The sequence below is a fragment of the Pseudomonas sp. FG43 genome, assembly GCF_057809175.1.
In genome coordinates this window covers 314647-341083 of the sequence record NZ_JBMDJL010000002.1, presented here as the reverse complement: position 1 = coordinate 341083, position 26437 = coordinate 314647, and the positions used below count along the sequence as shown (strand labels likewise).

General features: G+C 59.5%; 24 protein-coding genes and 1 riboswitch. Of the genes, 19 read left to right on the top strand and 5 right to left on the bottom strand.

From position 1 onward, the window contains the following. Positions 1 to 2 precede the first annotated feature (2 nt). The 5 genes from ACODS3_RS04345 to ACODS3_RS04325 all read left to right on the top strand — a co-directional run bounded on the left by ACODS3_RS04345 (position 3) and on the right by ACODS3_RS04325 (position 4435). Positions 3 to 1040, top strand: a complete 1038-nt coding sequence (locus ACODS3_RS04345; RefSeq protein ID WP_025259706.1) for an ABC transporter permease — start codon at positions 3 to 5, stop codon at positions 1038 to 1040. Continuing rightward, positions 1040 to 1945: an ABC transporter permease gene (locus ACODS3_RS04340; RefSeq protein ID WP_200985972.1), complete on the top strand. Its 906-nt coding sequence runs from the start codon at positions 1040 to 1042 to the stop codon at positions 1943 to 1945. The genes ACODS3_RS04345 and ACODS3_RS04340 overlap by 1 nt, the downstream gene beginning before the upstream one ends. A 19-nt stretch (positions 1946 to 1964) precedes the next feature. Further along, positions 1965 to 2804, top strand: coding sequence for an ABC transporter ATP-binding protein (locus ACODS3_RS04335; RefSeq protein WP_201017638.1), 840 nt, complete (start codon positions 1965 to 1967; stop codon positions 2802 to 2804). 10 nt (positions 2805 to 2814) lie between these two features. Beyond that, positions 2815 to 3579, top strand: a complete 765-nt coding sequence (locus tag ACODS3_RS04330) for an ABC transporter ATP-binding protein (protein WP_201017639.1) — start codon at positions 2815 to 2817, stop codon at positions 3577 to 3579. A gap of 133 nt (positions 3580 to 3712) precedes the next feature. After that, positions 3713 to 4435, top strand: coding sequence for an oligogalacturonate-specific porin KdgM family protein (locus ACODS3_RS04325; protein WP_122321208.1), 723 nt, complete (start codon positions 3713 to 3715; stop codon positions 4433 to 4435). A gap of 62 nt (positions 4436 to 4497) precedes the next feature. Here ACODS3_RS04325 and ACODS3_RS04320 read toward each other — a convergent pair whose 3' ends face one another. Next, the gene (locus tag ACODS3_RS04320; protein WP_489033408.1) at positions 4498 to 5223 is read right to left on the bottom strand and encodes a FadR/GntR family transcriptional regulator; all 726 of its coding nucleotides are present in this window, start codon (positions 5221 to 5223) and stop codon (positions 4498 to 4500) included. Between the two features lie 110 nt (positions 5224 to 5333). On the opposite strand from ACODS3_RS04320, the gene ACODS3_RS04315 reads away from it, so the two are divergent. From ACODS3_RS04315 to ACODS3_RS04300, 4 genes are all read left to right on the top strand, one after another. Further along, positions 5334 to 6050, top strand: a complete 717-nt coding sequence (locus ACODS3_RS04315) for a FadR/GntR family transcriptional regulator (RefSeq protein ID WP_489033406.1) — start codon at positions 5334 to 5336, stop codon at positions 6048 to 6050. A 19-nt stretch (positions 6051 to 6069) separates the two neighbouring features. Next, positions 6070 to 6267: riboswitch (cobalamin riboswitch) on the top strand. A 133-nt stretch (positions 6268 to 6400) separates the two neighbouring features. Next, positions 6401 to 7414, top strand: coding sequence for an ABC transporter substrate-binding protein (locus ACODS3_RS04310; protein WP_489033404.1), 1014 nt, complete (start codon positions 6401 to 6403; stop codon positions 7412 to 7414). Further along, positions 7411 to 8433, top strand: coding sequence for a FecCD family ABC transporter permease (locus ACODS3_RS04305; protein WP_201017644.1), 1023 nt, complete (start codon positions 7411 to 7413; stop codon positions 8431 to 8433). Before ACODS3_RS04310 ends, ACODS3_RS04305 begins: the two co-directional genes overlap by 4 nt. Beyond that, positions 8430 to 9221 (top strand): ABC transporter ATP-binding protein, encoded by a 792-nt coding sequence (locus ACODS3_RS04300; RefSeq protein ID WP_489033402.1) that lies wholly within the window; start codon positions 8430 to 8432, stop codon positions 9219 to 9221. Before ACODS3_RS04305 ends, ACODS3_RS04300 begins: the two co-directional genes overlap by 4 nt. 64 nt (positions 9222 to 9285) lie before the next feature. Here the strand turns inward: ACODS3_RS04300 and ACODS3_RS04295 are convergent, their stop codons facing one another. Continuing rightward, entirely contained in the window at positions 9286 to 10176 is an 891-nt protein-coding gene (locus ACODS3_RS04295; RefSeq protein WP_027901660.1) for a LysR family transcriptional regulator, read from the bottom strand. Positions 10177 to 10343: 167 nt separating this feature from the next. On the opposite strand from ACODS3_RS04295, the gene ACODS3_RS04290 reads away from it, so the two are divergent. The 4 genes from ACODS3_RS04290 to ACODS3_RS04275 all read left to right on the top strand — a co-directional run bounded on the left by ACODS3_RS04290 (position 10344) and on the right by ACODS3_RS04275 (position 15577). Then, positions 10344 to 11426 carry a 4-oxalomesaconate tautomerase gene (locus ACODS3_RS04290; RefSeq protein WP_201017646.1) on the top strand — a complete coding sequence of 361 codons (1083 nt, stop codon included), beginning with the start codon at positions 10344 to 10346 and terminating at the stop codon, positions 11424 to 11426. A gap of 75 nt (positions 11427 to 11501) precedes the next feature. Beyond that, entirely contained in the window at positions 11502 to 12812 is a 1311-nt protein-coding gene (locus tag ACODS3_RS04285; protein ID WP_201017647.1) for a dicarboxylate/amino acid:cation symporter, read from the top strand. 117 nt (positions 12813 to 12929) lie between these two features. Beyond that, positions 12930 to 14234 carry a CitMHS family transporter gene (locus ACODS3_RS04280; RefSeq protein ID WP_201017648.1) on the top strand — a complete coding sequence of 435 codons (1305 nt, stop codon included), beginning with the start codon at positions 12930 to 12932 and terminating at the stop codon, positions 14232 to 14234. Positions 14235 to 14323: 89 nt separating this feature from the next. Beyond that, positions 14324 to 15577 (top strand): OprD family porin, encoded by a 1254-nt coding sequence (locus ACODS3_RS04275; RefSeq protein WP_489033398.1) that lies wholly within the window; start codon positions 14324 to 14326, stop codon positions 15575 to 15577. Between the two features lie 196 nt (positions 15578 to 15773). On the opposite strand, the gene ACODS3_RS04270 is transcribed toward ACODS3_RS04275, so the two are convergent. Beyond that, positions 15774 to 16685: a LysR family transcriptional regulator gene (locus ACODS3_RS04270; protein WP_489033396.1), complete on the bottom strand. Its 912-nt coding sequence runs from the start codon at positions 16683 to 16685 to the stop codon at positions 15774 to 15776. Between the two features lie 60 nt (positions 16686 to 16745). Next, positions 16746 to 17240 (bottom strand): GNAT family N-acetyltransferase, encoded by a 495-nt coding sequence (locus ACODS3_RS04265; RefSeq protein ID WP_489033394.1) that lies wholly within the window; start codon positions 17238 to 17240, stop codon positions 16746 to 16748. A gap of 437 nt (positions 17241 to 17677) precedes the next feature. Between ACODS3_RS04265 and nirB the strand changes: the two genes are divergently transcribed. Then, positions 17678 to 20236, top strand: a complete 2559-nt coding sequence (nirB, locus tag ACODS3_RS04260) for a nitrite reductase large subunit NirB (RefSeq protein WP_304573929.1) — start codon at positions 17678 to 17680, stop codon at positions 20234 to 20236. Beyond that, positions 20236 to 20616, top strand: a complete 381-nt coding sequence (nirD, locus tag ACODS3_RS04255; protein WP_201017655.1) for a nitrite reductase small subunit NirD — start codon at positions 20236 to 20238, stop codon at positions 20614 to 20616. The genes nirB and nirD overlap by 1 nt, the downstream gene beginning before the upstream one ends. Positions 20617 to 20736: 120 nt before the next feature. Here nirD and ACODS3_RS04250 read toward each other — a convergent pair whose 3' ends face one another. Beyond that, entirely contained in the window at positions 20737 to 21483 is a 747-nt protein-coding gene (locus ACODS3_RS04250) for a glucose 1-dehydrogenase (RefSeq protein ID WP_304573928.1), read from the bottom strand. A 150-nt stretch (positions 21484 to 21633) separates the two neighbouring features. Between ACODS3_RS04250 and ACODS3_RS04245 the strand changes: the two genes are divergently transcribed. The 4 genes from ACODS3_RS04245 to ACODS3_RS04230 all read left to right on the top strand — a co-directional run bounded on the left by ACODS3_RS04245 (position 21634) and on the right by ACODS3_RS04230 (position 26346). Further along, complete coding sequence (locus ACODS3_RS04245; protein WP_304573927.1) at positions 21634 to 21987, top strand: ArsR/SmtB family transcription factor; 354 nt, start codon at positions 21634 to 21636, stop codon at positions 21985 to 21987. 158 nt (positions 21988 to 22145) lie between these two features. Further along, positions 22146 to 24104 carry a DNA topoisomerase III gene (locus tag ACODS3_RS04240; protein WP_201002961.1) on the top strand — a complete coding sequence of 653 codons (1959 nt, stop codon included), beginning with the start codon at positions 22146 to 22148 and terminating at the stop codon, positions 24102 to 24104. A gap of 210 nt (positions 24105 to 24314) precedes the next feature. Continuing rightward, positions 24315 to 24980, top strand: a complete 666-nt coding sequence (locus ACODS3_RS04235) for a response regulator transcription factor (RefSeq protein ID WP_025259684.1) — start codon at positions 24315 to 24317, stop codon at positions 24978 to 24980. Then, positions 24967 to 26346, top strand: a complete 1380-nt coding sequence (locus ACODS3_RS04230; RefSeq protein ID WP_489033390.1) for a sensor histidine kinase — start codon at positions 24967 to 24969, stop codon at positions 26344 to 26346. Before ACODS3_RS04235 ends, ACODS3_RS04230 begins: the two co-directional genes overlap by 14 nt. Positions 26347 to 26437: the final 91 nt, after the last annotated feature.

The following is a 26437-nucleotide window of genomic DNA, read 5'->3' as shown; positions in this document are numbered from 1 at the left end:
TTATGTCGAGTGCATCATTTTCACTTTTGAGCAGTCGGGTCGCCAACGGCACCCGGCGCGGCGGATCAGTGGCGGCGACCCTGTTCGGACTGCTTTTGCTCACTTTCTTCATCGGTCGGGTCATGCCGCTGGACCCGGTGCTGGCCATCGTCGGACCTGACGCCGATGCAGCCGCCTACGCTCAGGCCTATCAGGAACTGGGCCTGGACAAGCCGCTCTGGACCCAGTTCGGCCTGTACCTCAAGGACCTGCTGCATGGGGATCTGGGCAAGGCGTTGCTCACTGGCCATCCGGTCATCGAAGACATCGCCCGGGTATTCCCGGCCACCCTGGAACTGGCGACCCTGGCGATCCTGTTCGGCGTGCTGATCGGCCTGCCGCTGGGCGTGTATGCCGCGACCCACCAGGGTCGCACCGGCGACCATATTGCCCGCGTCATCACGCTGTTCGGTTACTCCACGCCGATCTTCTGGCTGGGCATGATGGCTTTCCTGGTGTTCTACGCCTGGCTGGGCTGGGCCGGCGGTGTCGGACGTATCGGCCTGGCCTATGACGGCCTGATCGAAACCCGCTCCGGGCTGCTGCTGATCGACACTGCCCTGTCCGGCGACTGGGAGGCCTTTCGCAGCGCGCTGCGCCACATCCTGCTGCCAGCGGTGATCCTGAGTTTCAACTCGGTGGCTTACATCAGTCGCATGACCCGCAGCTTCATGCTCGAACAACTGTCGCAGGAGTACATCATCACGGCGCGGGTCAAGGGTCTGTCGCAGCGGCGAATCGTCTGGGGCCATGCCTTCCGCAACATTCGCGTGCAGTTGCTGACCATCGTCGCCCTGGCCTACGGCGGCCTGCTTGAAGGTGCGGTGCTGATTGAAACGGTCTTTGCCTGGCCGGGCTTCGGCCAGTACCTGACCAGCAGCCTGTTGCTGGGCGACATGAATGCGGTGATGGCCTGCGTGCTGCTGATCGGTCTGATCTTCGTGATCCTGAACCAGATCAGCGACGCCCTCTATAAAGTCTTCGATCCGAGAACCCGCTGATGAATACGTCCATTGCAAGCAGCGCCAAACCCATGATCCAGGCACCCGCCTCAAGCTTCGCGGCCTTCACCGGCAGTTGCTCACGCCTGTTGCGCTTTCTGCTGCGCAACCCGATGACGCTGGCGGGCCTGATCGTGATCAGCACGTTGATGGTGGTCGCCCTCTTCGCGCCATGGATTGCCACTCACGACCCACTCGCCCAGGACCTGTCAGCCGCCCTGCGCACGCCAGGCGCACAGAACTGGTTCGGTACCGATGAATATGGCCGGGACGTGTTCAGCCGTCTGGTGTATGGCTCACGCATCACCCTGTACATCGTGATGCTGGTGACCGTGATCGTCGGCCCGATCGGGCTGCTGATCGGCACCGTATCCGGCTACTTTGGCGGCTGGGTCGACAGCCTGTTCATGCGTATCACCGATATCTTCATCTCGTTTCCCAGCCTGGTTCTGGCACTGGCGTTCATCGCCGCTCTCGGCCCGGGCCTGGAACATGCGGTGATTGCCATTGCGCTGACCGCATGGCCACCCATTGCACGCCTGGCGCGGGCTGAAACCCTGTCGCTGCGCAACGCCGACTTCGTGGTGGCGGTCAAGCTGCAGGGCGCATCGGCACTGCGCATCATTGGTCGCCACATCATCCCAATGTGCCTGTCCTCGGTGATCATCCGCCTGACCATGAACATGGCCAGCATCATCCTCACCGCCGCGGCACTGGGCTTCCTCGGTCTGGGCGCACAGGCGCCACTGCCGGAATGGGGCGCGATGATCTCCAGCGGCCGACGCTACATGCTGGAAAGCTGGTGGCTGGTGGCAGCACCCGGCGCAACGATCATGCTGGTCAGCCTGGCGTTCAACCTGCTGGGTGATGGCCTGCGCGATGTTCTGGACCCACGCAGCGAATAACAAAAACAAGGTAAAAGCCATGTCACAGATAAAGCTTGCGGTAGAAGACTTGCGCGTCGAATTCACCAATGCTGGCAAGACAACGGCGGCGGTACGCGATGTTTCGTTCAATCTGGGTCGGGAAAAACTGGCCATCGTCGGCGAGTCCGGCTCCGGAAAATCCACGGTGGGGCGCAGCCTGTTGCGTCTGCACCCGTCGAGCGCCCGCATCACCGCCAAGACCCTGCGCTTCGGCGATATCGACCTGCTCAGTTGCAGCGAGAAACAGATCCAGGGCATTCGCGGTCGGCGCATGTCGATGATCATGCAAGACCCTAAATACTCGCTGAACCCGGTGATCAAGGTCGGCGAACAGATTGCCGAGGCCTATCTGGCTCATCACAAGGTTTCGGCACGGGAAGCCCGCGAACGCACCCTGGACATGCTGGCCAAGGTGCATATCCGCGACCCGGCACGGGTTTACGATCTCTACCCCCACGAGGTTTCCGGCGGCATGGGACAGCGAATCATGATTGCCATGATGGTGATCACCGATCCGCAAGTGATCATCGCCGACGAACCCACCTCGGCACTGGATGTCTCGGTACGGCGTCAGGTGCTCAATGTGCTGGAAGAACTGGTCAGCGAACGTGATCTGGGGCTGATCTTCATCAGCCATGACCTGAATCTGGTGCGGCACTTCTGCGACCGGGTGCTGGTGATGTACGCCGGGCGAGTCGTTGAATCCCTGGCGGCCAGCGAACTGGACCACGCCCGCCACCCGTACACACAGGGCCTGCTCGCCGCCCTGCCCAGCCTGGATCGTCCGCGCGCCAGCCTGCCGGTCCTGCAACGCGATCCCCTTTGGCTCACCCACTGAGAATGATCCCATGGCAATGATCAGAGTCGATTCACTGAACCTGAGTTTTGGTACTGGTCCAGGACTGAATCAGGTGCTGCGTGACGTTAACCTGCAAGTCGCAGAGGGCCAGTCGTTCGGGCTGGTTGGCGAGTCGGGTTCGGGCAAGACTACGGTCCTGCGCTGCCTGGCCGGGCAATACCAGCACTGGACCGGCAGCCTGAGCGTGGCCGGCCGGGCGGTAAGCCGTCATCTGGACGCCAGTCATTACCGGACCGTGCAGATGGTCTTTCAGGACCCCTATGCTTCGCTGCACCCGCGCCACACCATCGATGCAGCGCTCAAGGAGCCCCTGAGCATCCATCGCATCGGCGAGCGCGACCGAAGAGTCTGCGAAGTGCTGTCACGGGTTGGTCTCAATGAAAGCTTCCGCTTTCGCTATCCGCATCAACTGTCCGGTGGTCAGCGCCAGCGTGTCGCCATCGCCCGGGCATTGATTCTGGAACCCCGCGTCCTGCTGCTGGATGAACCCACCTCGGCGCTGGACGTTTCCGTGCAGGCCGAAATCCTCAATCTGCTGGCCGACCTGCGACAGCAACAAGGCCTCACCTACCTGATGGTGACGCACGACCTGGGCGTCGTGGCGCACCTCTGCGACCGGGTTGCCGTGATGCAGCAAGGCCAGGTGCTGGAAACCCTCGACAGCAGCCAGTTGGTCAACAATCAGGCGCAGCACGAGTACTCCCGATTATTGATCCAGGCCAGCCGTGACATGGACGTGCGCCTCACCGGCTGAGCGGTTGTCGCCTGACGACCTGAAAAACCGAACCCCGCTGACAGCGTGACCCCAGGCCATGACGGCTACGGGATTCGGCTGCCTGCGATTTGCTCCAACACACCCAGAACTTCAATCAAACAAGAATAAAAAAATGAAAAAATCAATCGCTCTGCTCTCCCTGTCCGCCCTGTTGCCATCTGCCTGGAGCTATGCCGACAGCGGCTATATCAACTATCGACATCAATACGCGGAAAGCACCCGCATGCACTCCGACCGGGTCAAGTTCGGCACACGCCTGGACAGTGGCTGGGGGTTTGAAGGTGAGCTGAAGTACAAGACCGCGGGTGACCGTCAGGATGTGGCCTTCGACAATACCGTCGGCAACGGCCATGAACTGACGATCAGCTATCAGCACAAACTCAACGACAGATGGACCGTGACGCCTTCCCTGGCACTGGAAAGCATCGAGAAGTCCACGTCTTACAAGACGGGCATCAAGGTCGGTTACAAGGTGAACGATGCGCTGAGCATTTCAGGCCGTTACCGCTATGACTCGATCAAGCTGGACCGGGACAGGATCAACGAATCCATGCCCGACAACTCGATGGACAACCAGTCGATCAACCGCTATGACATCTGGATCAACTACTCGACCAAGGGACCATGGACTTACGAGTACCAGCTCACCTATTTCGATGCCGACTATATCCGTTACGACAACGGCACCAGCGATTACGAACAGAATGCGGCGTTCAAGTATCGCTGGAGCAAACAATGGGTGCCGTTCTTCGAGATCGGCGATATCAAGGTCGATTCCGAGGATGACAAACGCCAGCTGAGGTTGCGAGTGGGGATTCAGTACAACTTTATGTGATCCTTTCGCGAATAAATTCGCTCCTACCGCGGTGTAGGAGCGAATTCATTCGCGAACAAACCCTACTCGCTATGAGTACGCCGCAATCGGATGCGGCTGCCGTTGAGGTGCAGGTACATGGCCGAACGGGCCGCATCCACATTGCCTTCGGCAATCGCGTTGTAGATCTGTCGATGCTCGGCGTTGATCCCGGCCAGGTAAGCGCTGCGGTCACTTTGCCCGGTGTAGGCAGAATTCATGCGGGTACGCGGAATCAGCTTGGTGCCCAGGTGTTTCATGATGTCGATCAGGTAGGCATTGCCCGAAGCCTTGGCGATCTTGAGGTGAAACTGGAAGTCCGCATTGATCGTGGTCCCGGACTTTTCCGGCCCTTCGAGCAGCGCATCGAAGGCCCGCTTGAGTTCCAGCAGGGCTTCAGGACTACGGCGCTGCGCAGCCAGCCCGGCCGCTTCGACTTCAAGGCTGATGCGAAACTCCAGCAGATTGAGCACATCGGACAAGGTCGCAATGGTCGCCGGCCCAACCGAAAAACCTTCAGGTGGCGGCATGTCCAGCACAAAGGTGCCGACCCCGTGGCGCGTCTCGACAAGCCCTGCCGCCTGCATCCGCGACAACGCATCGCGCACCACCGTGCGGCTGACCCCTTCGGCCTCCATGATATTGATCTCGGAAGGCAGCTTCTCGCCACGCTGCAGCACGCCATCGCGCATGCGCTGGGCAAAGCGGTCGACCAGTGTTTCAGCCAGACGGCGATGGTTTTTCTGCGAGGAAACGACGTTGTCCGACATTGCAGCCTCAATTTGATCGAATGGCGCAGTATAGGCTGCGATCACGACACAAAACACGCCATTACTCCGGTTATACTCAGCCCCCCGACCCGGACCCGATCAGCCCGCCCATGGAACACCCTTCCCCTCCTACAGGCCGCCGCTCCAGCCTGACCCAGCAACTGGTCGCCGAGTTCTCGCGCAAGATCCGCGAAGGCGAGATCAAGAGCGGTGAAAAGCTGCCCACCGAGCAGGTCATCATCCGGGAAACCGGTGTCAGCCGCACAGTGGTTCGCGAGGCGATGTCGCGCTTGCAGGCCGAAGGGCTGGTGGAAACCCGCCATGGCATCGGAACCTTCGTGGTCGATGCTTCGCGCCCCCGGGACTTCCAGATTCCGGAAACCATCTCCGGCAGCCCTCCCGATGCAGCAGCCATCATAGAGCTGCGCCTGAGCCTTGAGCCCGAGTCTGCCGCCCTCGCCGCCCAACGGCGTACACCGGAGCAGCTTGAAGCCATACGCAAGGCGCTGGACGAGCTGCATCGCTGCGACCAGAACGAAACCGATACGACCCAGGCCGATTTCGAGTTTCATCGCAGTATCGTGCAATGTACTGCCAACAGCTTCTTTACCGATGTCATGACTCAACTGGGCAACAGCATCCTGCCTCGCGCACGGGTCGGTTTCGGCAATGTGCCGTCATTTCAACTCATGGATGACCCGGATATCCAGCAGCGCGAACAGGAGCAGATCTACTCGGCCATCGCCCATCAGGATCGCGATGCGGCCAGGGCGGCGATGCGCCTGCACCTGATCAACTGCCTCCAGCGCTTTCGCGCAAAGGATTAGCCACTAAAAGGCTTATCGTTTACCATCGCGCCCCGTCGGTTTCCGAGAGGAACTAACAGGGAATTCGAGAGCCTCGCACCTGCGCGGCTCAAACGAAACTGCCCCCGCAACTGTAGGCATCGAGCCAACTCCATAATGGCCACTGGTGATTTCCGGGAAGGCTGGAGCAAAGCAATGACGTGCCAGTCAGGAGACCTACCGACCTGCAACTTTACTGACCGGCGGGGTGTCCGGGAAGGACATCCGCGCGCCGGTTCATGGCTGCCTTGCCCTGCCTTCCGTGCAGTGCCGGGGATGTGTTTCCTGTCTGTACATTGCGCCCTGCACGTACGAAACGGAGATCGCATTACATGTCACTGCCTCGCCTTGCCACACTCATCGCCGGTCTGAGCCTGTCCACCCTGAGCCTTGCCGCTCCCACTCAATACCCGCTCACTGTCGAAAACTGTGGCATGAAGCTGACGTTCGAGCATGCGCCGCGCAAGGCAGTGACCATCGGCCAGTCCGGGACCGAAATGCTCTACGAACTGGGGCTGGGCGACAAGCTGGTGGGTACTTCGCTGTGGTTCAACGATGTGCTGCCGCGCTTCAAGGCGCAGAACGACAAGGTCGAGCGCCTGGCGGACAACGACCCGAGTTTCGAGGCCGTCATCGGCAAGCGCCCGGAGCTGGTGGCCGTCCAGCTTGAATGGATGGTGGGCGCTCAGGGCGTGGTGGGTACCCGCCAGCAGTTTCATGACTTGAAGATCCCGACCTACATCATGCCGTCCGACTGCGAAGGCAAGGACAATCTGGTAGGTGCCGACGGCACGCGCCTGGAGCCCTTCCGCATCGACACCATCTACAAGAGCATCGAACAACTGGCCCGGATATTCGACGTACAGGATCGCGGTCAGCAACTGGTTGCAGAACTGCGCAGTCGTCTGGCCCATGCGGTCGCCAACGTCAAACAGAACAAGGAGCGGGATGTGTCCGCAGTGTTCTGGTTCTCCAGCGCAGATATCAACATCGACCCTTATGTGGCAGGCCGCAAAGGCATTCCGGACTTCATGCTCAATAACCTGGGCATGCGCAATATCGTCGAGTCCGATGAAGAGTGGCCGACCGTGGGCTGGGAAACCATCGCCAAGGCCAATCCGGACATTCTGGTGATCGCGCGCATGGATCGCCGTCGCTTTCCGGCCGACGATTACCGCAAGAAACTCGAATTCCTTAAATCCGACCCGGTGACCCGCAACATGGAGGCGGTCAAGCATGGCCGTATCGTGATCATCGATGCCGATGCCATGCAGGCCAGCATCCGGCTGTTCACTGGCATAGAAGAACTGGCCGAAGCCGCCAATCGCTACAACGCCGGCCAATGAAACTGGTCACCGCGCTCGGCCACACGCTCTGGGTTACAGCGGTTCTACTGCTGGCCATTGTTGCGGGCGCTGCCATCGGTGAAACCAGCATCAGCCTGCCTGTGGTCTTCCAGGTGCTGGCGAACAAACTGTGGGCTGCCGGCTATGTGCTCGACCCCATCGATGAAGGGATTGTCTGGAACTACCGGCTGACCCGCTCCATCGTGGCGGCGGCCTGTGGCGCGGGGCTGGCGATTTCCGGTGTGGTGCTGCAATCGTTGCTGCGTAATCCGCTGGCCGATCCCTATCTGCTGGGCATCTCCGCCGGCGCCTCGACGGGCGCTGTGCTGGTGGCGATTCTGGGCCTGGGCGCCGGAGCCATTTCCATGTCGGCGGGAGCCTTCGCCGGAGCGGTGGCGGCCTTCTCGCTGGTCGCCCTGCTCGCCCGTTCTTCCCATGGCCCGACCGCAGCCGGGCATATCATTCTGGCCGGGATCGCCGGGTCGCAGCTTTTCAATGCCCTGACCTCGTTTCTCATCACCAAATCCGCCAGCGCCGAGCAGGCACGAGGCATCATGTTCTGGCTGTTGGGTAACCTCAGTGGCGTGCGCTGGCATTCGGTATGGCTGGCGGTGCCGGTGGTGCTGATCGGCTTGCTGGTCTGCCTTTGGCATCGGCGCGCACTGGATGCATTCACCTTCGGCAGCGATTCGGCAGCGTCCCTCGGCATCCCGGTACGGCGCGTGCAAATCGTGCTGATCGCTTCGGCAGCGCTGGTCACGGCAGTGATGGTATCCATTGTCGGCTCCATCGGTTTTGTCGGGCTGGTGATTCCCCATGCCGTGCGCATGGTCGCCGGAGTCCGCCATGCCCGGCTGGTGCCGCTCAGCGCCTTGTGCGGCGCACTGTTTCTGATTGCCGCCGACATCCTGTCCCGCACCCTGATCAAGGGCCAGGTCTTGCCGATTGGCGTCATCACCGCACTGATCGGCGCACCCGTTTTCGCGATGATTCTTATCCGGGGGAAAACCACACGATGAATGCCTTTTCGCCCATCCTCGGCACGCCGGTACTGCATTGCTCAGGGCTTGGCTATTCGCTCAAGGACAAGGCCTTGCTCAAGGACGTGAATCTGAGCATTGCGCCGGGTGAAACCCTTGGCATTGTCGGCCCCAACGGTTCGGGGAAGTCGACACTGCTCAAGCTGCTGTCGGGCCTTCAGTCGCCGTCCAGCGGTCAGGTTCAGCTCAATGGGCAGGCACTGGCCAGCATGAAGCGCCGCGATATCGCCCAACTGTTGGCGGTAGTAGAACAACAGGCTGAAACCAGCGACGCAATCACCGTACTGGACGCCGTCGAATTGGGCCGCACGCCTTGGCTGTCGGCCCTGGAACCCTGGAGCGACAGCGACGACGCCATCGTTCGCCAGGCCTTGCAGGATGTCGGGATGCTGCATCTGATCAAGCGCGCCTGGCATACCCTGTCCGGCGGCGAACGCCAGCGCACCCATATCGCCCGGGCACTGGCGCAACGGCCGCAGATCCTGTTACTGGACGAGCCGACCAACCATCTGGATATCCAGCATCAACTGTCGATTCTGGGGCTGATCAGGTCTTTGCCTGTCACCACCATCATTGCCCTGCACGACCTCAATCAGGCGCTGGATTGTGACCGTGTGGCAGTGATGGAAAACGGCCAGATGGTTGCGCTGGGCAAGCCTGTGGATGTGCTGACACCCGAGCGTTTGCATAGCACTTTCGGCGTCAGGGCCCACTGGCTGACCGATCCGTTCGATGGTGCACGAATACTGCGTCTGCGGCCTTGCTGACCACGAACACCGCTTCGCGAATGAATTCGCTCCTACGCGGGTAAACCGCGCCTTGGCTGAATCCTTACTGAGGCCATTGCTCCAGCAGCATTGCCACGAATTTTTCGGCAGCAGGCGACAGTGATGCGCCACGCCGTGAAACCAGGCCCAGGGTCCGGTCAACCACCGGATCTACCAGCGGAACGCTGACCAGGGTCGGATGCCCTTCAGCCGGCATCGCCAGGCTGGGCATGGCGGATATGCCCAGCCCCGCTTCGACCATGCCCAGCGATGTCGACAGGTGCTGCACTTCATAGAACCACTTTGGCCGCCAGCTCAACCCGGCCAGCGCATGGTCGAGAATCATCCGGTTACCGCTCAGGCGGCCAACACCGATCAGGCGATATTCACTGAGTTCGATCCAGGAAACCGACTCCCGCTTTGCCAGTTCATGATCGCGCCGACAGGCGAGCACGAAAGGCTCTTTGACCAGCGGCACGAACTCGATATCCGGGTGTTGCCCGCTCATCATGTTGATGCCGAAATCCGCCTCCCCTCGCAACACGGCTTCCAGCCCTTCGTTGGCACTGAGGTCCAGCAGGCGGATGCGGATCTTGGGGTAACGCTCGTTGTACAGGCGGATCACGGAAGGCAGAAAGTAGAAAGCGGCCGTGGGAATACAGGCAAGAGTCACCTGGCCAATCTGGCGCTCTGCCAGCTCCCTGATATTGAGAATCGAGTCCTCGAAATCATCCAGAAGCCGTCGCGCCTTGGGGAAAAAATCGCGGCCGACACTGGTCAGGCTGACCCGGCGAGTGGTGCGATCCAGCAATGAGGTGCCCAGACCCTGCTCCAGCTTCTTGATTCGCCGGGTGAGCGCTGGCTGGGAAATATGCAGCACTTCAGCGGCTTCATGGAAGCTGCCAAGTTCAGCGATTTTCACGAACGATCGAATATCTTGCAGCTCATATTCCACATTATTTTCCTTTTGGTGGATTGCGATGGGCCTTCAAGACCAGCGAGTTATTATTTACCAAAGTGGAATAATAGCTACGATCTTTGCATTGGATACGCTTAAAAATCCATGGGACTCTTGCTTTCAACACATCAATTACCCCAATTGATCAACAAGAGTCCGAAATCATGCAACCGATTCCCTGCGTCCTGATGCGCGGCGGCACTTCCAAAGGGCCGGTCTTTCTCGCCAGTGATTTACCCTCTTCGACCGCCGAGCGCGACGAACTGCTGCTGGCTCTCATGGGCTCTGGCCATGAGCTGGAAATCGACGGCATCGGTGGCGGCAGCCCGCAGACCAGCAAAGTGGCAATCGTCAGCCCGTCGACTCATGAAGATGCCGACGTGGATTACCTGTTCGTGCAGGTCATGGTTTCCCAGCGCCGCGTCGATACTGCGCCCAATTGCGGCAACATGCTCTGCGCTGTAGGGCCGTTTGCGGTGGAGCAGGGTCTGGTCGAGGCGAGCGGCGACGTCACTCAGGTGCGGATTCGCAACCTCAACACCGGCACCTTCGTCTGCGCCGATGTTTACACACCCGGCGGTCAGGTCAGCTACGAAGGCCAGACCCGCATCGACGGTGTACCCGGTACGGCAGCGCCTGTGCAACTGACTTTTCTGGACGCGGCCGGCAGCAAGACCGGCAAGCTGTTCCCCACCGGCCAACAGACTGACATCTTCGACGGCGTGCCGGTGACCTGTATCGACATGGCCATGCCCATGGTCATCATCGAAGCGTCCCTGCTGGGCAAGCGTGGCGATGAAACGCCCGCCGAACTGGATGCCGACAAGGATTTCCTGCGCAGGCTCGAAGCTTTACGCTTGCGCGCGGGAATGGCCATGGGGCTGGGAGATGTGAGCGACAAAGTGATTCCCAAACCCGTACTGGTTTCGCTGCCCGACGCCGGTGGCACCCTCAAGGTTCGCTACTTCATGCCGCATAACTGTCATAAGGCCCTGGCGATTACCGGCTCTATCGGCCTGGCCACCGCCTGCGTCAGCGAAGACACCGTTGTTGCCCGCTTGCTGGGTAATACCGGGGCCACGCGCCTGCAAGAAGTACGAATCGAGCACCCAAGCGGTTCGATCCAGGTCGCACTGGCCTATGTCGGAGAAAACGGGCAAACCATCCGCGCTTCGGTGGTTCGCACGGCACGTCGCCTGTTCTCCGGCGAGGTCTATGCCCCGGCCGCGCAACTGCTGGCGGGCTGACGTTTTACAGCTGCATCGTGCTCTGCCTGACATCGAGTACCGCATCAGAACAACTCCAATAATGGGTGATGCAACATGAAAATCGCTAAATCGCTCTACTTTCAGATTATCTGCGCCGTGATCCTCGGGGTTCTGGTCGGTCACTTCTGGGCTCAACAAGCCATCGCCCTGAAACCTCTGGGCGATGCGTTCATCAAGCTGATCAAAATGATGATCGCGCCGGTGGTGTTCTGCACCATCGTCACCGGCATTGCCGGCATGAGCGACAAGCGCTCTCTCGGGCGCCTGATGAGCAAGACCATGCTGCTGTTCCTCGCCCTGACGGTGGTCAGCCTGCTCATCGGCCTGATCGCGGTCTATGTGATCAAGCCAGGCGTCGGCATGAACATTGACCCGGCAAAACTCAGCACTGCCGGACTGAGCCAGTACACCGACTCCGCCGCGAAACTGGGTGTCGTGGACTTTTTCATGCACATCATCCCGGACACCTTCATCGGCGCGTTCAACAAGGGTGAAGTATTGCCGGTGCTGTTTATCGCCGTGTTGTCCGGGTTCGCCCTGTCGTCGCTGGGCGAGCGTGGCAAGCCGGTGCTCAATGTGCTGGAATCGGCATCGCACATGGTCTTCAAGATCTTCTCGTACCTGATGCGCTTCGCTCCGATCGGTGCCTTTGGTGCCCTGGCATTTACCGTGGGCCAGTACGGCATTACGTCTCTGGGCTCGCTGGCCAAGCTCATCATGACTTTGTACATCGCCTGCGGCTTCTTCGTGTTTGTAGTACTGGGCGGAATCTGCCGCGCTCACGGCTTCAGCCTCTGGAAACTGCTGCGTTACTTTCGCGAAGAGTTTCTGGTGGTGCTTGGCACATCCTCAACCGAGCCTGTCATGCCGCGCATGCTGGAGAAACTTCAAGCCCTGGGCTGCAAGAAAGGCGTCGTCGGCCTGGTACTGCCAACGGGTTACTCCTTCAACCTGGACGGCACAGCGATCTATCTTTCCCTGGCCGCCATTTTCATTGCCCAGGCGTGCAATATAGAACTGAGCATGACGCAGACCCTGACCATGCTGGCAATCATGCTGCTGTCATCCAAGGGCGCGGCGGGTGTGACCGGCAGCGGCTTTGTCGCCCTGGCATCGACCCTTACCGTCATCCACGATATTCCGCTGGCAGGCCTGGCATTGCTGATCGGTATCGACCGCTTCATGTCCGAAGCCCGGGCGCTGACCAGTCTGGCCAGTAACGCCGTCGCGACGGTGGTGATCTCCCTGTCGGAAAACGCATGTGACCGCCAGGCACTCATGCAACGCCTCGACGGGAAAGCCATCGCCGCCACGCCTGACACCCCGCAATGGGACAGCACTGCGCAGGCTGCCGAGCGCACCTGACACACACATACACAAATCAATCGATATCCATTCGAGCAGGCAAGGCATCGTTCACGCGATGCCCTGCAGGCCCGGCGGCATTCGCTTGCCCATGAATAACAACAAGAGAATATCCATATGCTTGCCTTTCTTGGCCTGGCCATGGTCGTGGTGTTCACCTACCTGATCATGTCCAAACGCTTGTCTCCGATTGTCGCGCTGACTCTGGTACCCATCGTTTTCGCAATCATTGGCGGCTTTGGCGGCACCACCGGCAAAATGATGCTCGACGGCCTGAAAATGGTCGCACCCTCCGCGGCCCTCCTGTTGTTCGCTATCCTGTTCTTTGGCCTGATGATCGATTCGGGCCTGTTCGACCCGCTGATTCGCAAGATCCTCAAGCGGGTCAATGGCGACCCGATGAAGATCGCGGTGGGCACCGCGCTCTTGTCACTGACTGTCGCCCTCGACGGTGATGGCACGACCACTTACATGATTACCTGCGCAGCCATGCTGCCGCTGTACAAGCGCATTGGCATGAACCCGATGATCCTCGGCATCATATCGATGCTTTCCCTGAGCATCATGAGCGGCATGACGCCATGGGGCGGCCCTGCAACCCGAGCCATTGCCGCGCTGGGCCTGGATGCCGGCGAGTATTTCATTCCGTTGCTGCCCACCATGATCGGCGGTGCTGCCTGGGTGGTGTTCACGGCCTTTCTGCTGGGCCGCGCCGAGCGCAAACGCATAGGCAACGTGCAGTTGCAGAGCGGCGGCGGTGATTGCTACATCGACGAAATACTGGGCAATACGCCGCACAAACGCCCCAAACTGGCCTACGTCAATCTGGCGCTGGTCATTGCCGTGATGATTGCGCTGGTAACGGGCCTGATGCACTCGGCCGTGCTGTTCCTGATCGGTTTCGTCGTCGCGCTGATGATCAACTATCCGCAACTGGATATTCAGAAAGAACGCATCCTGGCCCACTCCGGCAATGCCATGACCGTGGTGCTGCTGGTCTTCGCCGCCGGGGTTTTCGCCGGGATCTTCTCCGGCACCAAGATGGTCGACGCCCTGGCGCAGACCCTGGTGGACTGGATTCCACCGCAATGGGGGCATCTGTTCCCGCTGGTCGTCGCCCTGACCAGCATGCCGCTGACCTTTGTGCTGTCCAACGACGCTTATTACTTCGGCGTGGTACCGATCCTTGCCAATGCCGCAGCCGCCTATGGCATCAGCCCGCTGGAAATTGCCAGGGCTTCGATTCTGGGCCAGCCGGTACATCTGATGAGCCCGCTGGTGGCCTCGACCCTCTTGCTGGTCGGCATGATCGACCGCGACATCGGTGAGTTCCAGAAAGCCACCTTGAAATGGGCGGTGCTGACCTCCCTTGTGGTCACGGCCCTGGCTCTGCTGACCGGAGCCCTGACGCTGTTCGTCTGACCTCACCCACCCCGTAACACGACTACTCACGGGTCCTGAAAAGGACCTGCGGATCACTGCACCTCCAATAACAACAACGAGTATTGAGCATGAGTATGTTTTTCAAGCGTGGAGCCATTTTTTCCGTGTTGGGAGCCCTGCCCTGCGCCAGTGTCGGCGCTGCGGGTTTCATTGAAGACAGCAAGCTGAAGCTGCAACTGCGCAACGTCTACTTCAATGAAAACTTCCGGGACGAGAACGGCCTGAGCGCCCGTGCGGCGAGTACAGCCAAAAGCGAGCGTACCGAGTGGGCACAAGGCTTCCTGCTCGACTATCAGTCCGGCTTTACTCAGGGGACTCTGGGTTTTGGCCTCGATGCACTCGGGCTGATGGGCGTAAAGCTCGACTCGGGCAAGGGCCGTAGCGGCACCGGATTGCTGCCGGTGCATGGCGACGGACGTGCGGCGGATGAGTTTGCCAGCCTGGGCGCAGCCGCAAAAATGCGTCTGGCCAAGACCACCGTCAAATACGGCTCGTTGCTGCCCAAAAACCCGGTGCTGATTTACAACGACGCTCGCCTGCTGCCACAGACTTATCAGGGCACCCAGTTCACCAGCAACGACATCGACAACCTGACCCTCACCGGCGGCCATCTGGATCAATTCAAGTTGCGCGACTCTTCGGACAGCCGCTCGATCATTCCCGACGGCTTTACCGGCAAAGGCTCGGACTTCTCTTATATCGGCGGTGACTACAAGCTCGGCAAGAACATTCGCCTCAGCTATTTCCATGGCGAGCTTGAGGATTTCTACCGCCAGAACTTCGCCTCGATCCAGCACGACCTGCCCATTGGCAAAGGCGTGCTGACCAGCGATCTGCGCTATTTCCATAGCGTGGATGCCGGCGCGGCGCGAGATGGCAAGATCGATAACGACATGCTCAGCGGGCAACTGACCTACGCTCTGGCCGGGCACAGCTTCAGCGGCGGTTACCAGACACTGAGCGGGGATGCGGGCCTGCCTTATATAAGCGGCGCAACCGTGTACTCATTCACCAATGTCGGGATCGGCAAATTCATCGAAGAAGATGAAAAGACCTGGATGCTCGGTTATGGCTATGACTTTTCACGGGTTGGCATACCGGGCCTGTCGTTTACGACCAAATATCTGAGTGGCGACAATGGCAAGTCCGGCTCGGCAAGGCTGCACGAGTGGGAGCGCGATGCCGAACTGGCCTATGTGCTGCAAGGCGGGACCTTCAAAGGGCTGGGCATGAAGCTGCGCAACTATGTCTACCGCTCGGATTACGCACGGGGGCGTGACAGCAACCGGATTTACATCACCTATGAGATTGCGCTCTGGTAAAGCCAGGCAGCTCGGCGAGTGGGGTTCTGTGGCTGCCCCCACTCGCCTGCTTTTCGTAGAAAGCTCGTACAGTGTTCAAGCCAACTCCTCCAGCTCAGCCAACAGACGTTTTCCGGGCCTTATCTCTACTATCCCGGTCGCCGCTACCTGCCTTCCCCGCTCAGGGCATTTGTGGACTTTGTCAAAGAACAGAACCTCACCCGGCCTGACAGCAGAAAGTCTGACATACCTTATCCTTGACCAGATCCATGAACGCAGACACCGCAGCAGGAAGATGTTTGCGGCTCGGGTAAAGTGCATTCAGGCTGAGCCCCGCGCGCCGGTATTGCGGGAGTACCAATACCAGCCGGCCGGCCTGCAGATCCGCGTGGGTCAGCGTGGCGGGAAGCAAGGTTATGCCAAGCCCGGCCATTGAGGCCTTGCGCAGTGATTGCGCAGTATTGCCGATGAACCGGCAGGTCACCTGAACCTCTTCTTCAACACCGTCAGGCCCGTCGAGGCGCCATGTGGCAAAACCGCTGGGATGGGAAAAGCCTACGCAGTCAAACCCAGCCACATCCTGCAAGGTTTCGGGTTGCCCATGCTCGGCGATATAAGCAGGGCTGGCCACGAGTCCACTGCTGCTGGTACCTAGAATCTGCCGACTGACATAACCCAGATCGTTGAGCGGCCCACCCCGAAACGCAACATCGATCTGATCGGCAATCAGGTCAGCCTTGTCATCACTGAGTACGAATTCGAGCCGCATCTTGGGGTACAACGCCATGAATTCGGCGACCCATTCCATCTGAAAGACATCGAAGAAGTCGGCAGGCACTGCCACACGCATAAGCCCGCTGGATTCCTGACTGCCCATCATCAATGCCTGACCGGCATCGGCCAGATCATCCACAGCACCGGCACAGCGTTCGTGAAAGGTCTTCCCGGCATCGGTCAGGGTGAGCTTGCGCGTCGAGCGCTGCAACAGCCTGGAACCCAATTGCGCCTCAAGCTGCTGGACGCGACGGCTCACCGTATTGGACGGAATCCCCATGCGCCTCGCGGCCTCGGCAAAGCTGCCGTAACGCACGACCTGAACGAAGAGCGCGACATCATTGAGATCAAGCATCTGGCCAATTCCATTGAAATATGGACGAGTTAAATACAACTCATCCAGCCAGTAAAGCGGTCAGCGCAGACAATGCATATGCGTTGTCTGCCAGACCGGATCGTCCTCTATATCGACCGTCACAAAACCCTGCTTTTCCCAGAAGCGGATCGCCCCCGGCAGAAACGGGTGGGTGTGCAGATACAACACTTCGACGCCACTGGCATCGGCCTGCACCTTGAGCGCTTCGTATAACCGCCCTGCCAGCCCGGCACCTCTGAATTCGTGGCTGACGAACAGACGCACAATCTCCACCGCTCTGCGGCCTGCGTAGTCCAGTTGGGCAAAGCGATGATCGTAGGGCAGATAACCGATAGCCGCGATGATCTCGCCTTCGCAGCAGGCGATCAGGAACTTGCCGTCCTTCGCGTCCAGATAAACCTGTTCAAAGTCGGCCAGATCAGCCGGAACGACGCTGGCATCGAGCATGGGAAATATTTCGGCGCGGGCCGCCATGACAAAGTCGATGGCGCGGGGAATGTCGGCAGGCTGGACTTCAGTGATGGTGATGTTCATTACAACTGACCTGGCTGGGGTAACGCAGGGTAATACAACACAAAACCGGGTAGGAGCGAATTCATTCGCGAGAGGCCGGTACATCCAATTCATCTCTATATGTCTGGAATAATCTTCGCGAATAAATTCGCTCCTACCGGGTATTCATGCACAGATTTACAGCATTGCCGCCCCATGACGCACCAATGCAAAGCGGGCCTGCGCAGCTCTATCCAGTCATAACCCCTTGAAAACAGGCCTTCGGGCAAGCTGGCACACCCCCTGCATAGTCTCCGATAACCCCACCATGAATGTGGTCGGGCGGTGCATCCGGCAACGTCGCCCGATGACACCCAAAACACTTGATGAATAACAGGCAAAGGCGCCTGGAACCGAAAGGTTCCGGGCGCCTTTTTTTTGGCTTTGAAAAACCTGATTGGCCTCGGCCGGGACTTGCTATGAACACCACAGTCTTACCCTTCAGCGATGTACAGACCCTTATCGTCGTCGGCAATGGCATGGTCGGTCATCATTGCGTCGAGCAGTTGATCGCAGGCGGCGCCCTTGATCGCTATCGCATTCATGTCTTCGGCGAAGAACGCCAGCGTGCCTACGACCGCGTGCATCTTTCCGAATACTTCACCGGCCGCGATGCCGAATCCCTGGCCATGAGCGATGCGGCCCTCTATCAGCAAGCCGGGCTGACCCTGCACCTGGGTGTTCCAGTGCTGGAGATCGACCGGGATCGTCGCGAGATCATCACCGCTGAAGGCTGCTTCACTTATGACAAGCTGATCATGGCCACGGGCTCGTTCCCGTTCGTGCCGCCAATCGAAGGTGCGCAAGGCGACTCACGTCTGGTCTACCGCACCCTCGAAGACCTGGACACCATTCGTTACGCCGCCAGCAAGGCGCGTCGCGGTGTAGTCGTGGGTGGCGGCCTGTTGGGGCTGGAAGCGGCAAACGCCCTGAAATCCCTGGGGCTTGAAGCCCATGTGGTGGAGTTCGCCCCGCGTCTGATGCCGGTGCAACTGGACGATCTTGGCGGCGCGGCCCTCAAGGCCCGGATCGAGGCTCTGGGCGTTGGCGTGCATCTGTCCCGCGCCACGCAGTCGATCAGCGACGGCAAGCAGTATCGCTATCGCATGAACTTCGCCAACGACGAATTCCTGGAAACCGATCTGATCGTGTTCTCTGCCGGTATCCGCCCGCAGGATGCGCTGGCTCGCCAGTGTGAACTGGAACTCGGCCCTCGTGGCGGTATTGCCATCGATGAACACTGCCGCACCAGCGATGCGGATATTTATGCAATTGGCGAGTGCGCCGCCTGGAATGGCAGCGTCTTCGGTCTGGTTGCACCGGGCTATCAGATGGCCCGTAGCGTTGCAGCACAGCTTTGCGACAAGGAAGCCGATCCTTTCTTCGGTGCCGACATGTCCACCAAACTCAAACTGCTGGGCGTGGACGTCGGTTCGATTGGCGATGCCCATGGCGCACTGGCGGGAGCGGTCAGCTATCGCTTTATCGATGAAGCCACTTCCAGCTATCGCCGTCTGGTGGTTTCAGCCGATGGCAAGCAAGTGCTGGGCGCGGTGCTGGTGGGCGACAACAGTTATTACGACACCCTGCTGCAATACGCGCAGAACGGCATTCCCCTGCCCGCCGACCCGTCCAGCCTGATCCTGCCCCGTGGCGAAGGCGCGCCGACCCTGGGGGCCGATGCCCTGCCCGCCACGGCGACCATCTGTTCCTGCCATAACGTCAGCAAGGGCTCGATCTGCTCGGCCATCGATGCAGGCTGTACCGATCTGGCCGGCATCAAGACTCAGACCAAGGCCTGCACCGGTTGTGGTGGCTGCGCAGCCTTGCTCAAGCAGGTGTTCGAGCATGAGCTGATCGCCCGTGGCGTCAGCGTCGACAAGAGCCTGTGCGAACACTTCGCCTACACCCGTCAGGAGCTGTATTCGATGGTCCGCGTCGAAGGCATCGAAACCTTCGAGGAACTGCTGACCCGCCACGGCAAGGGCGCCCATGGCTGCGACATCTGCAAACCGGCAGTGGGCTCGATCCTCGCGTCCTGCTGGAATCGGCAGATTACCGAGCCTTCGCTGGTGCCACTGCAAGACACCAATGACACCTTCATGGCCAACATGCAGAAAAACGGCACCTACTCGGTGGTGCCACGCATTCCCGGTGGCGAGATAACACCGGACGGCCTGATTGCCATCGGCGCCGTGGCCAAGAAATACGACCTGTACACCAAGATCACCGGCGGCCAGCGTATCGACCTGTTTGGCGCGCAGTTGCACGAATTGCCGGATATCTGGAGCGAGCTGATCGAAGCCGGCTTCGAGACCGGCCATGCCTACGGCAAGTCGACGCGGACGGTGAAATCCTGCGTGGGCAGTACCTGGTGCCGCTATGGCGTGCAGGACAGCGTGGCCATGGCCTTGCGCATCGAAGACCGCTACAAGGGCCTGCGCTCGCCGCACAAACTCAAGTTCGCCGTTTCCGGCTGCACCCGTGAATGCGCGGAAGCACAAAGCAAGGATGTGGGGGTCATCGCCACCGAAAACGGCTGGAACCTCTATGTCAGCGGCAACGGCGGCATGCGTCCGCGCCATGCAGAACTGTTCGCCACCGATCTGGATGACGAAACCCTCATTCGTTACATCGACCGCTTCCTGATGCTCTACATCCGCACCGCCGACAAGCTGCAACGCACCTCGGTCTGGCGCGAGTCGCTGGAAGGCGGCCTGGATTACCTCAAGGCCGTGATCATCGACGACAGCCTGGGGCTGGCCGAAGAGCTGGAAGCGCAGATGCAACTGGTGGTCGACCGCTATGAATGCGAATGGGCCAACGCCCTCAAGGACCCGGAAAAGCTCAAGCGCTTCCGCACCTTCGTCAACGACAAGCGCAGCGACCCGGATGTCCACTTCGTCAAGGAACGTGAGCAACGCCGCCCTGCAAAACCTGAAGAAATCGCCCTTATCCCGTTCAAGGAGGTGGTCTGATGAGCCAGTCCAATGTGGCCTATGCCGAAAAAACATCCGCCACGCACACTCAATGGCAGACCCTGTGCTCGCGCCGGGATCTGGTGGCCAACTCCGGCGTAGTCGCCTGGCTCGATGGCGCACAGGTCGCGCTGTTCTACCTGCCTGAAACCAGCGAAGGCGAAAAGCTTTACGCCATAGAGAATCGCGACCCCAAATCCGGTGCCAACGTCATCGGCCGCGGCCTCATAGGGCAGATTGGCGGGGAACTGGTCATCGCATCGCCGCTGTACAAGCAGCACTTTCGTCTGCACAACGGCACGTGCGTGGAATACCCGGAGCAACAACTTGAAGTCTGGCAGGTACGGCTGAATGGCGAACAGGTGGAAATCGCGGTTTAGGCCATCTCAGGGCAAGTCTTGGCGTGTTATTTCACAAGAAGGGTATGGCTGATTCTTCTGTGGTCGCTGTGAAATACCACACCAGGCTTCAAACGAAAACTCATGCAGTATTACGGGCGTTCAGCGTAGGCCACCACTGGCCGTAATTTCTTCGCCCGTTACAAAGCGCGCATCATCGGACGCTAGAAATGCCACAACACGAGCAATATCTTCTGGTGTACCAGAACGACCGAGTGGAGTCTGAGATATGATGCCCGCAGCCATCTCAGAGCCAACGATGCCAGCGGCTGTAGTACCTTCGGTCACCACGAAGCCTGGGCTGACGACGTTAACCCGCACGTTTCGTGGCGCAAGCTCCTTGGCAAGCACGCCAGATATTGCATTGACAGCGGCCTTGCTCGCTGTATAGATCGAGGTACCAGGCGTACGCAGGCTGGTAATTGATGACGAAATGTTGATAACGCTTGCACCCTCCCCAAGATGCTTGATGGCAGCTTGAGTGGTAAGTACTACCCCAAGCACGTTGATGTCAAAGAGGCGACGATACTGCTCCTCGGTTACGTGTTCGACCGGAGCAACATCAAAGACGCCCGAGTTGTTGACCAGAATATCCAGCCGGCCGAAATTCGTTATAGCGGCCTCGATCAATGCTTGAGCCTCTGCCGCTATGGAAACATCAGCCTTCAACGCGATAGCGTGGCCGCCAGATGATTTGATGGCGTCGACAACCGCATCTGCGCCTTCGCGACTCGATGCGTAATTGACCACTACTGCTGCGCCGTCCTGCGCTAAAGCCTTGGCTATACCGGCACCAATCCCCTTTGAGGCCCCCGTCACAACGGCTACTTTACCTGCCAGTTTCTTCATGATTCATACCTTTTCATGCTAAATTTCGACATTAAATTAATTGAGACTGAGACCGGAACCGATGCTTTTCCTGAGTCAGAGAGCAATTGGTTCCTTAGTTCCGATATTAGGAACTATAGGATTACAGGTCAAGCAAGAAGTGAAGCGACCATGAGACCCATATTTCATCCTGCGATTGAGGACGTTCAACCCCAAGCCATCCTCCATGCGCTGTCTGATCCGAACCGGGCAGCGATTCTGGCCAGGATCCTGACTTCGGGTAGTGTCAAAGCCTGCTCGGTTGTAGCCAGACTGGGTGATCGGGTCATCCCGAAATCATCTCTGTCCACCCATTTCAGAGTGTTACGTGAAGCAGGATTGATCCGTAGTGAGCGCCATGGGGTGGAGATGAGAAACCACTCGCGTTTTGCCGAAGTTGATGCGCGATTCCCGGGCCTGGTTGCAGCGATTATCAACGCTTACGCCTCGGTTATCGTTAACGACCCTTCCGGGGCGGACGAATAGCACCGACCTGTTTTTCAACGCAGCATCACCGATGCGTAGATACATTTCGTCTAGAGCCTACAAGGTTTATCTGTATATCCATACAGATAAACCTTGCTCACAACGCTTTCAGTGTTCATCCTTACCGCATTCAAAACCCGTCAATGCAAGCGGTGGTTATGCGGCTGTTTCTCTGCGAAAAACCCTCACAGGCCAAAGATATCGCCGCCGTCCTCGGCGCGACCCGACGTGGGGACGGTTGCTGGACAGGCCCCAACGCCACCGTGACCTGGTGCATCGGTCACCTGCTGGAAACCGCGCCACCGGATGCCTACGACGCCCGTTATAAACGCTGGGTGCTGGAAGACCTGCCGATAGTTCCCGAAAAATGGAAGATGCTGGTCAAACCCCGCACCGCCAGCCAGTTCAAGGCCGTAAAACGCCTGTTGGGTGAAGCCCGAGAGCTGATCATCGCCACCGACGCTGACCGTGAAGGCGAGATGATTGCCCGCGAACTGGTAGAACATTGCCGCTATCGTGGTCCGATCCAGCGCTTGTGGCTGTCGGCACTGGATGACGCTTCGATCCGCAAGGCGCTGGCGTCCCTCAAGCCCGGTGCCGATACCTTCAGCCTTTATCATTCGGCACTTGGCCGCTCCCGCGCCGACTGGCTGATCGGCATGAACATGAGCCGCCTGTTCACGCTGCTGGGTCGTCAGTCCGGTTATCAGGGCGTGCTGCCGGTGGGTCGCGTGCAAACGCCAACCCTGCGGCTGGTGGTGGATCGCGACCGCAGCATCGCCGACTTCGTACCCGTGCCTTACTGGGCCATCGATGTCAGGCTGCTGCATGACGGCCAGGCATTCATTGCCCAGTGGCGAGCGCCTTCGGATGCCTGTGACGATCAGGACCGCTGCCTGAACCAGCCACTGGCGCAACAGGCCGCAGAGGCGATTCGCAATGCCGCCAGCGCCAGGGTCGTAAAACTGCGCACCGAACGGATTCGCGAGGCTGCGCCCTTGCCTTTCGATCTGGGCACCTTGCAGGAAATCTGCTCGAAAAAACTCGGCCTTGGCGCTCAGGAAACCCTGGATATCGCCCAGGCCCTGTATGAAACCCACAAGGTCATCACCTACCCGCGCAGCGATTGCGGTTATCTGCCCATGAGCCAGCATGGCGAAGCGTCGGGCATCATCGCCGCGCTGGGTAAATCCGATCCGGCGTTGAGCGAACTGCTCAGGCATCTGGACCCGCAACGCCGCTCACGGGCCTGGAACGACGCCAAGGTCAGCGCCCACCACGGCATCATCCCCACCGCTGCCGCCCGAGGCATCGAGCGCCTGACAGGCAAGCCACGAGCGGTCTACACCCTGATCCGCGCGCGCTATCTGGCGCAGTTCCTGCCCAACCACGAATACGACCGGACCCAGGCCGACTTCGACTGCGCCGGGCAGGCCTTGCGGGCTGTCGGCAAACAGATCATCGAACCGGGCTGGAAACGCGCCATGCCCGAAGCACTGGCTCCGGCCAAAGGTCGCGAAGCCCCTGCCCCGCAAAACCTGCCCGCGCTGTTTCAGGGCTGTGACTGCCCGGTGAGCGATGTCATCCTCAAGGACCTGTGGACCCAGCCGCCCAAGCCCTTCACCGAAGGCGACCTGATCAAGGCCATGAAGAATGTCGCCAGGCTGGTGGAAGACCCGCTGCTCAAGCAGAAGCTCAAGGACACCACCGGGATCGGTACCGAAGCCACCCGCGCCGGCATCATTCAGGGGCTGCTCGACCGGGGTTATCTGATCAAACAGGGTAAGGCACTGTCTGCCACCGCCGCAGCGTTCAGCCTGATCGATGCCGTGCCCCGAGCCATTGCCGACCCCGGCACCACCGCCATCTGGGAGCAGGCGCTGGATATGGTGCAAAGCGGTGAAATGAGCCTTGAAGAGTTCGTTGCCAAGCAAGCGGCCTGGATGAGCAAGCAGGTCACCCGTTGCGTCGGCCTGCGCCTGACCATCAGCGGCCCCGCCAGCCCGGCCGGTGGCGCAGCGCCCTGGAAGAAAAAACGCAAGACCGGCACGCGCAAAGCGGCCGGAACCACTGCAAGCAAAGGCAAACGCCCGCCAAGAGCAACAAAGAAAGCCTGACCCCCATTTGTATCTCGCCGCTTACAGCTTGCAGCTTATCGCTTGCGGCTTGTCCCCCTGCTTTTCACTTTCCCCCCTATACATCAATGCCGTATTGATAGCACAATAATGATAATGATTAGCATTTACTAACATTAATGAATCTTAATTGTTACAATCTGGCTTTCCGTTTGAAGATGACTGCCACCAGAAGAAGGGAGCGGCACCACCATGCGTGTATTAGTGGTAGAAGACGACATATCGGTCAGCCACTGGCTTGGCAGCAAACTCCATGCGTTCGGCCATAACTGCAAGTTGACCCATGACGGTGAGGGCGCGCTGGAAATCCTCACCCAGGAAGCGTTCGACGTTGTGGTACTGGACCGCATGCTGCCCAGGATGGATGGCATCGAACTGCTCAACAGGCTCCATGGCCGCTCCCGCCCTCCCGTGCTGATCCTGTCGGCAAACGACCAGACCAGTGACCGTGTCGAAGGTCTGCGTGCCGGTGCGGACGACTATCTGGGCAAACCTTTCGACTTCACCGAACTGCTGTTGCGCCTGGAGGTGCTGGCTCGCCGGCACAATCAAACTGCTATGGAAGAAGTGATCTACATAGAAGATTTACGCATCGACCTGGGCCAGCGCAGTGCATGTCGGGCCGGACGCAATATCGACCTGACCGACAAGGAGTTCCGCCTGCTGCAAGTGCTGGCCGAGCACCCGGGCCAGACGGTCACCCGCACCATGTTGCTGGAAAAGGTATGGGGCTATCACTTCGACCCGCAGACCAACCTGATCGATGTTCATATCTCCAAGCTGCGTACCAAGATCGACAAGGGTTTTGAACGCAGTCTGCTGAGGACCATTCGTGCAATCGGCTATGAACTCGGCTAGTCGTTTCGAGCTGCGCCACATCCTTGAAACCAGCAATTTTCAACAAGCCGCCACCATGGCATTTGCCTGTCTGCTGGTGGCCTTGCTGTCGGTCATCGGCAGTGGTTGCGTGCTTGAAAGCGTCATGCGCAGCCACGTGCGGGAAATGATCCTCGCCGACGTGCGCACCATGCATGAACTGACCCAGAGCCGCAGCAGCCATCAGGTTGCCGAACTGCTCAGGCAGCGGGACCTCTATGACCGGCGCAGCGAGCGTCATTCGCTGCTGCTGGACCCACAGGGCAAGGTCCTGACCGGCGATGCGACGATGCACGAAGTCATGGACTGCATCGCGGCACGCTGCCCGGATAACTGGCGAAACATTCGCAACAAAGAGCTGCAGATCATGGGGCTGGTGATCGAGCTGCGCGACGGCGGCCGCTATTTCAGCGCCTACGACCTGCAACCGATGCTGGAGCGCACCCAGATCATTCCACTGATGGCCGGTGCCGGCCTGTTTCTGGTGCTATTGGGCAGCCTGATCTTCAGCCTGCGTTACAGCCTGCGCAAGCTGTACCGCATAGAACGTATTCATGACGCGCTGAAACGCTTTGCCAGTGGCGATCATCAGGCCTTTCCACCCCATGACCGCAGCGGCGACGAGCTGGACCGGCTGGCCACCGAGATCTATCGCAATCTGGAGCGGATCAACAAGCTGATGGCCGAGGTCAAGGGCGTGACCAGCCATATCGCCCACGAACTGCGCACGCCGCTGACGCGATTGCAGAATCGTCTGGTCAGCGCAGCCGAAATCGCCACTGGCGATGTGCGCGAAGCCCTGTGGTTGGCCGCTGATGAAAGCGAACGTATCCAGAGCCTGTTTCGCGCAGTGATGCGGGTCGGGGAAGTGGAAACCGGGCGTTGCGCCCATCTGTTCGAGGAGTTTCCGGCCCAGGATCTGCTTAACGACCTGCGCGAGTATTACCTGCCCCTGGCCGATGATCGCAACTCGCCACTGGTGCTGGACATAGACCCCGACTGCCGGATCTGGGGCGACCGCGCCCTGCTGTTCCAGGCCATGGCCAATCTGGTGGACAACGCACTGAAATATGCGCCGCGCAACTCCACGATCACGCTCTTTGCCCGGCATCGCCCTCTCTTCGCCACCCTTGGCGTGGCGGATCACGGCGAAGGCATTCCGGCTTCTGCAACGGAACAGGTGGTGGAACGCTTCCATCGCCTGCATACCTCCGGCGACATTCCCGGCAACGGGCTCGGCCTGACACTCGTCAAGGCCATCAGCGAACTGCATGGCGGCTCACTGCGGCTGAGCGACAACCAGCCCGGCCTGCGTGTCGAATTGCAGTTGAGCCGGGCGATTCCTTAAGGCTTCTTAATGATCCCCGCCTTGCCGCTTAATGAGAATAAATCTTAGTATCGTTTCACCTTATTGAACCGTCCTCGACCGCTGTTCACTG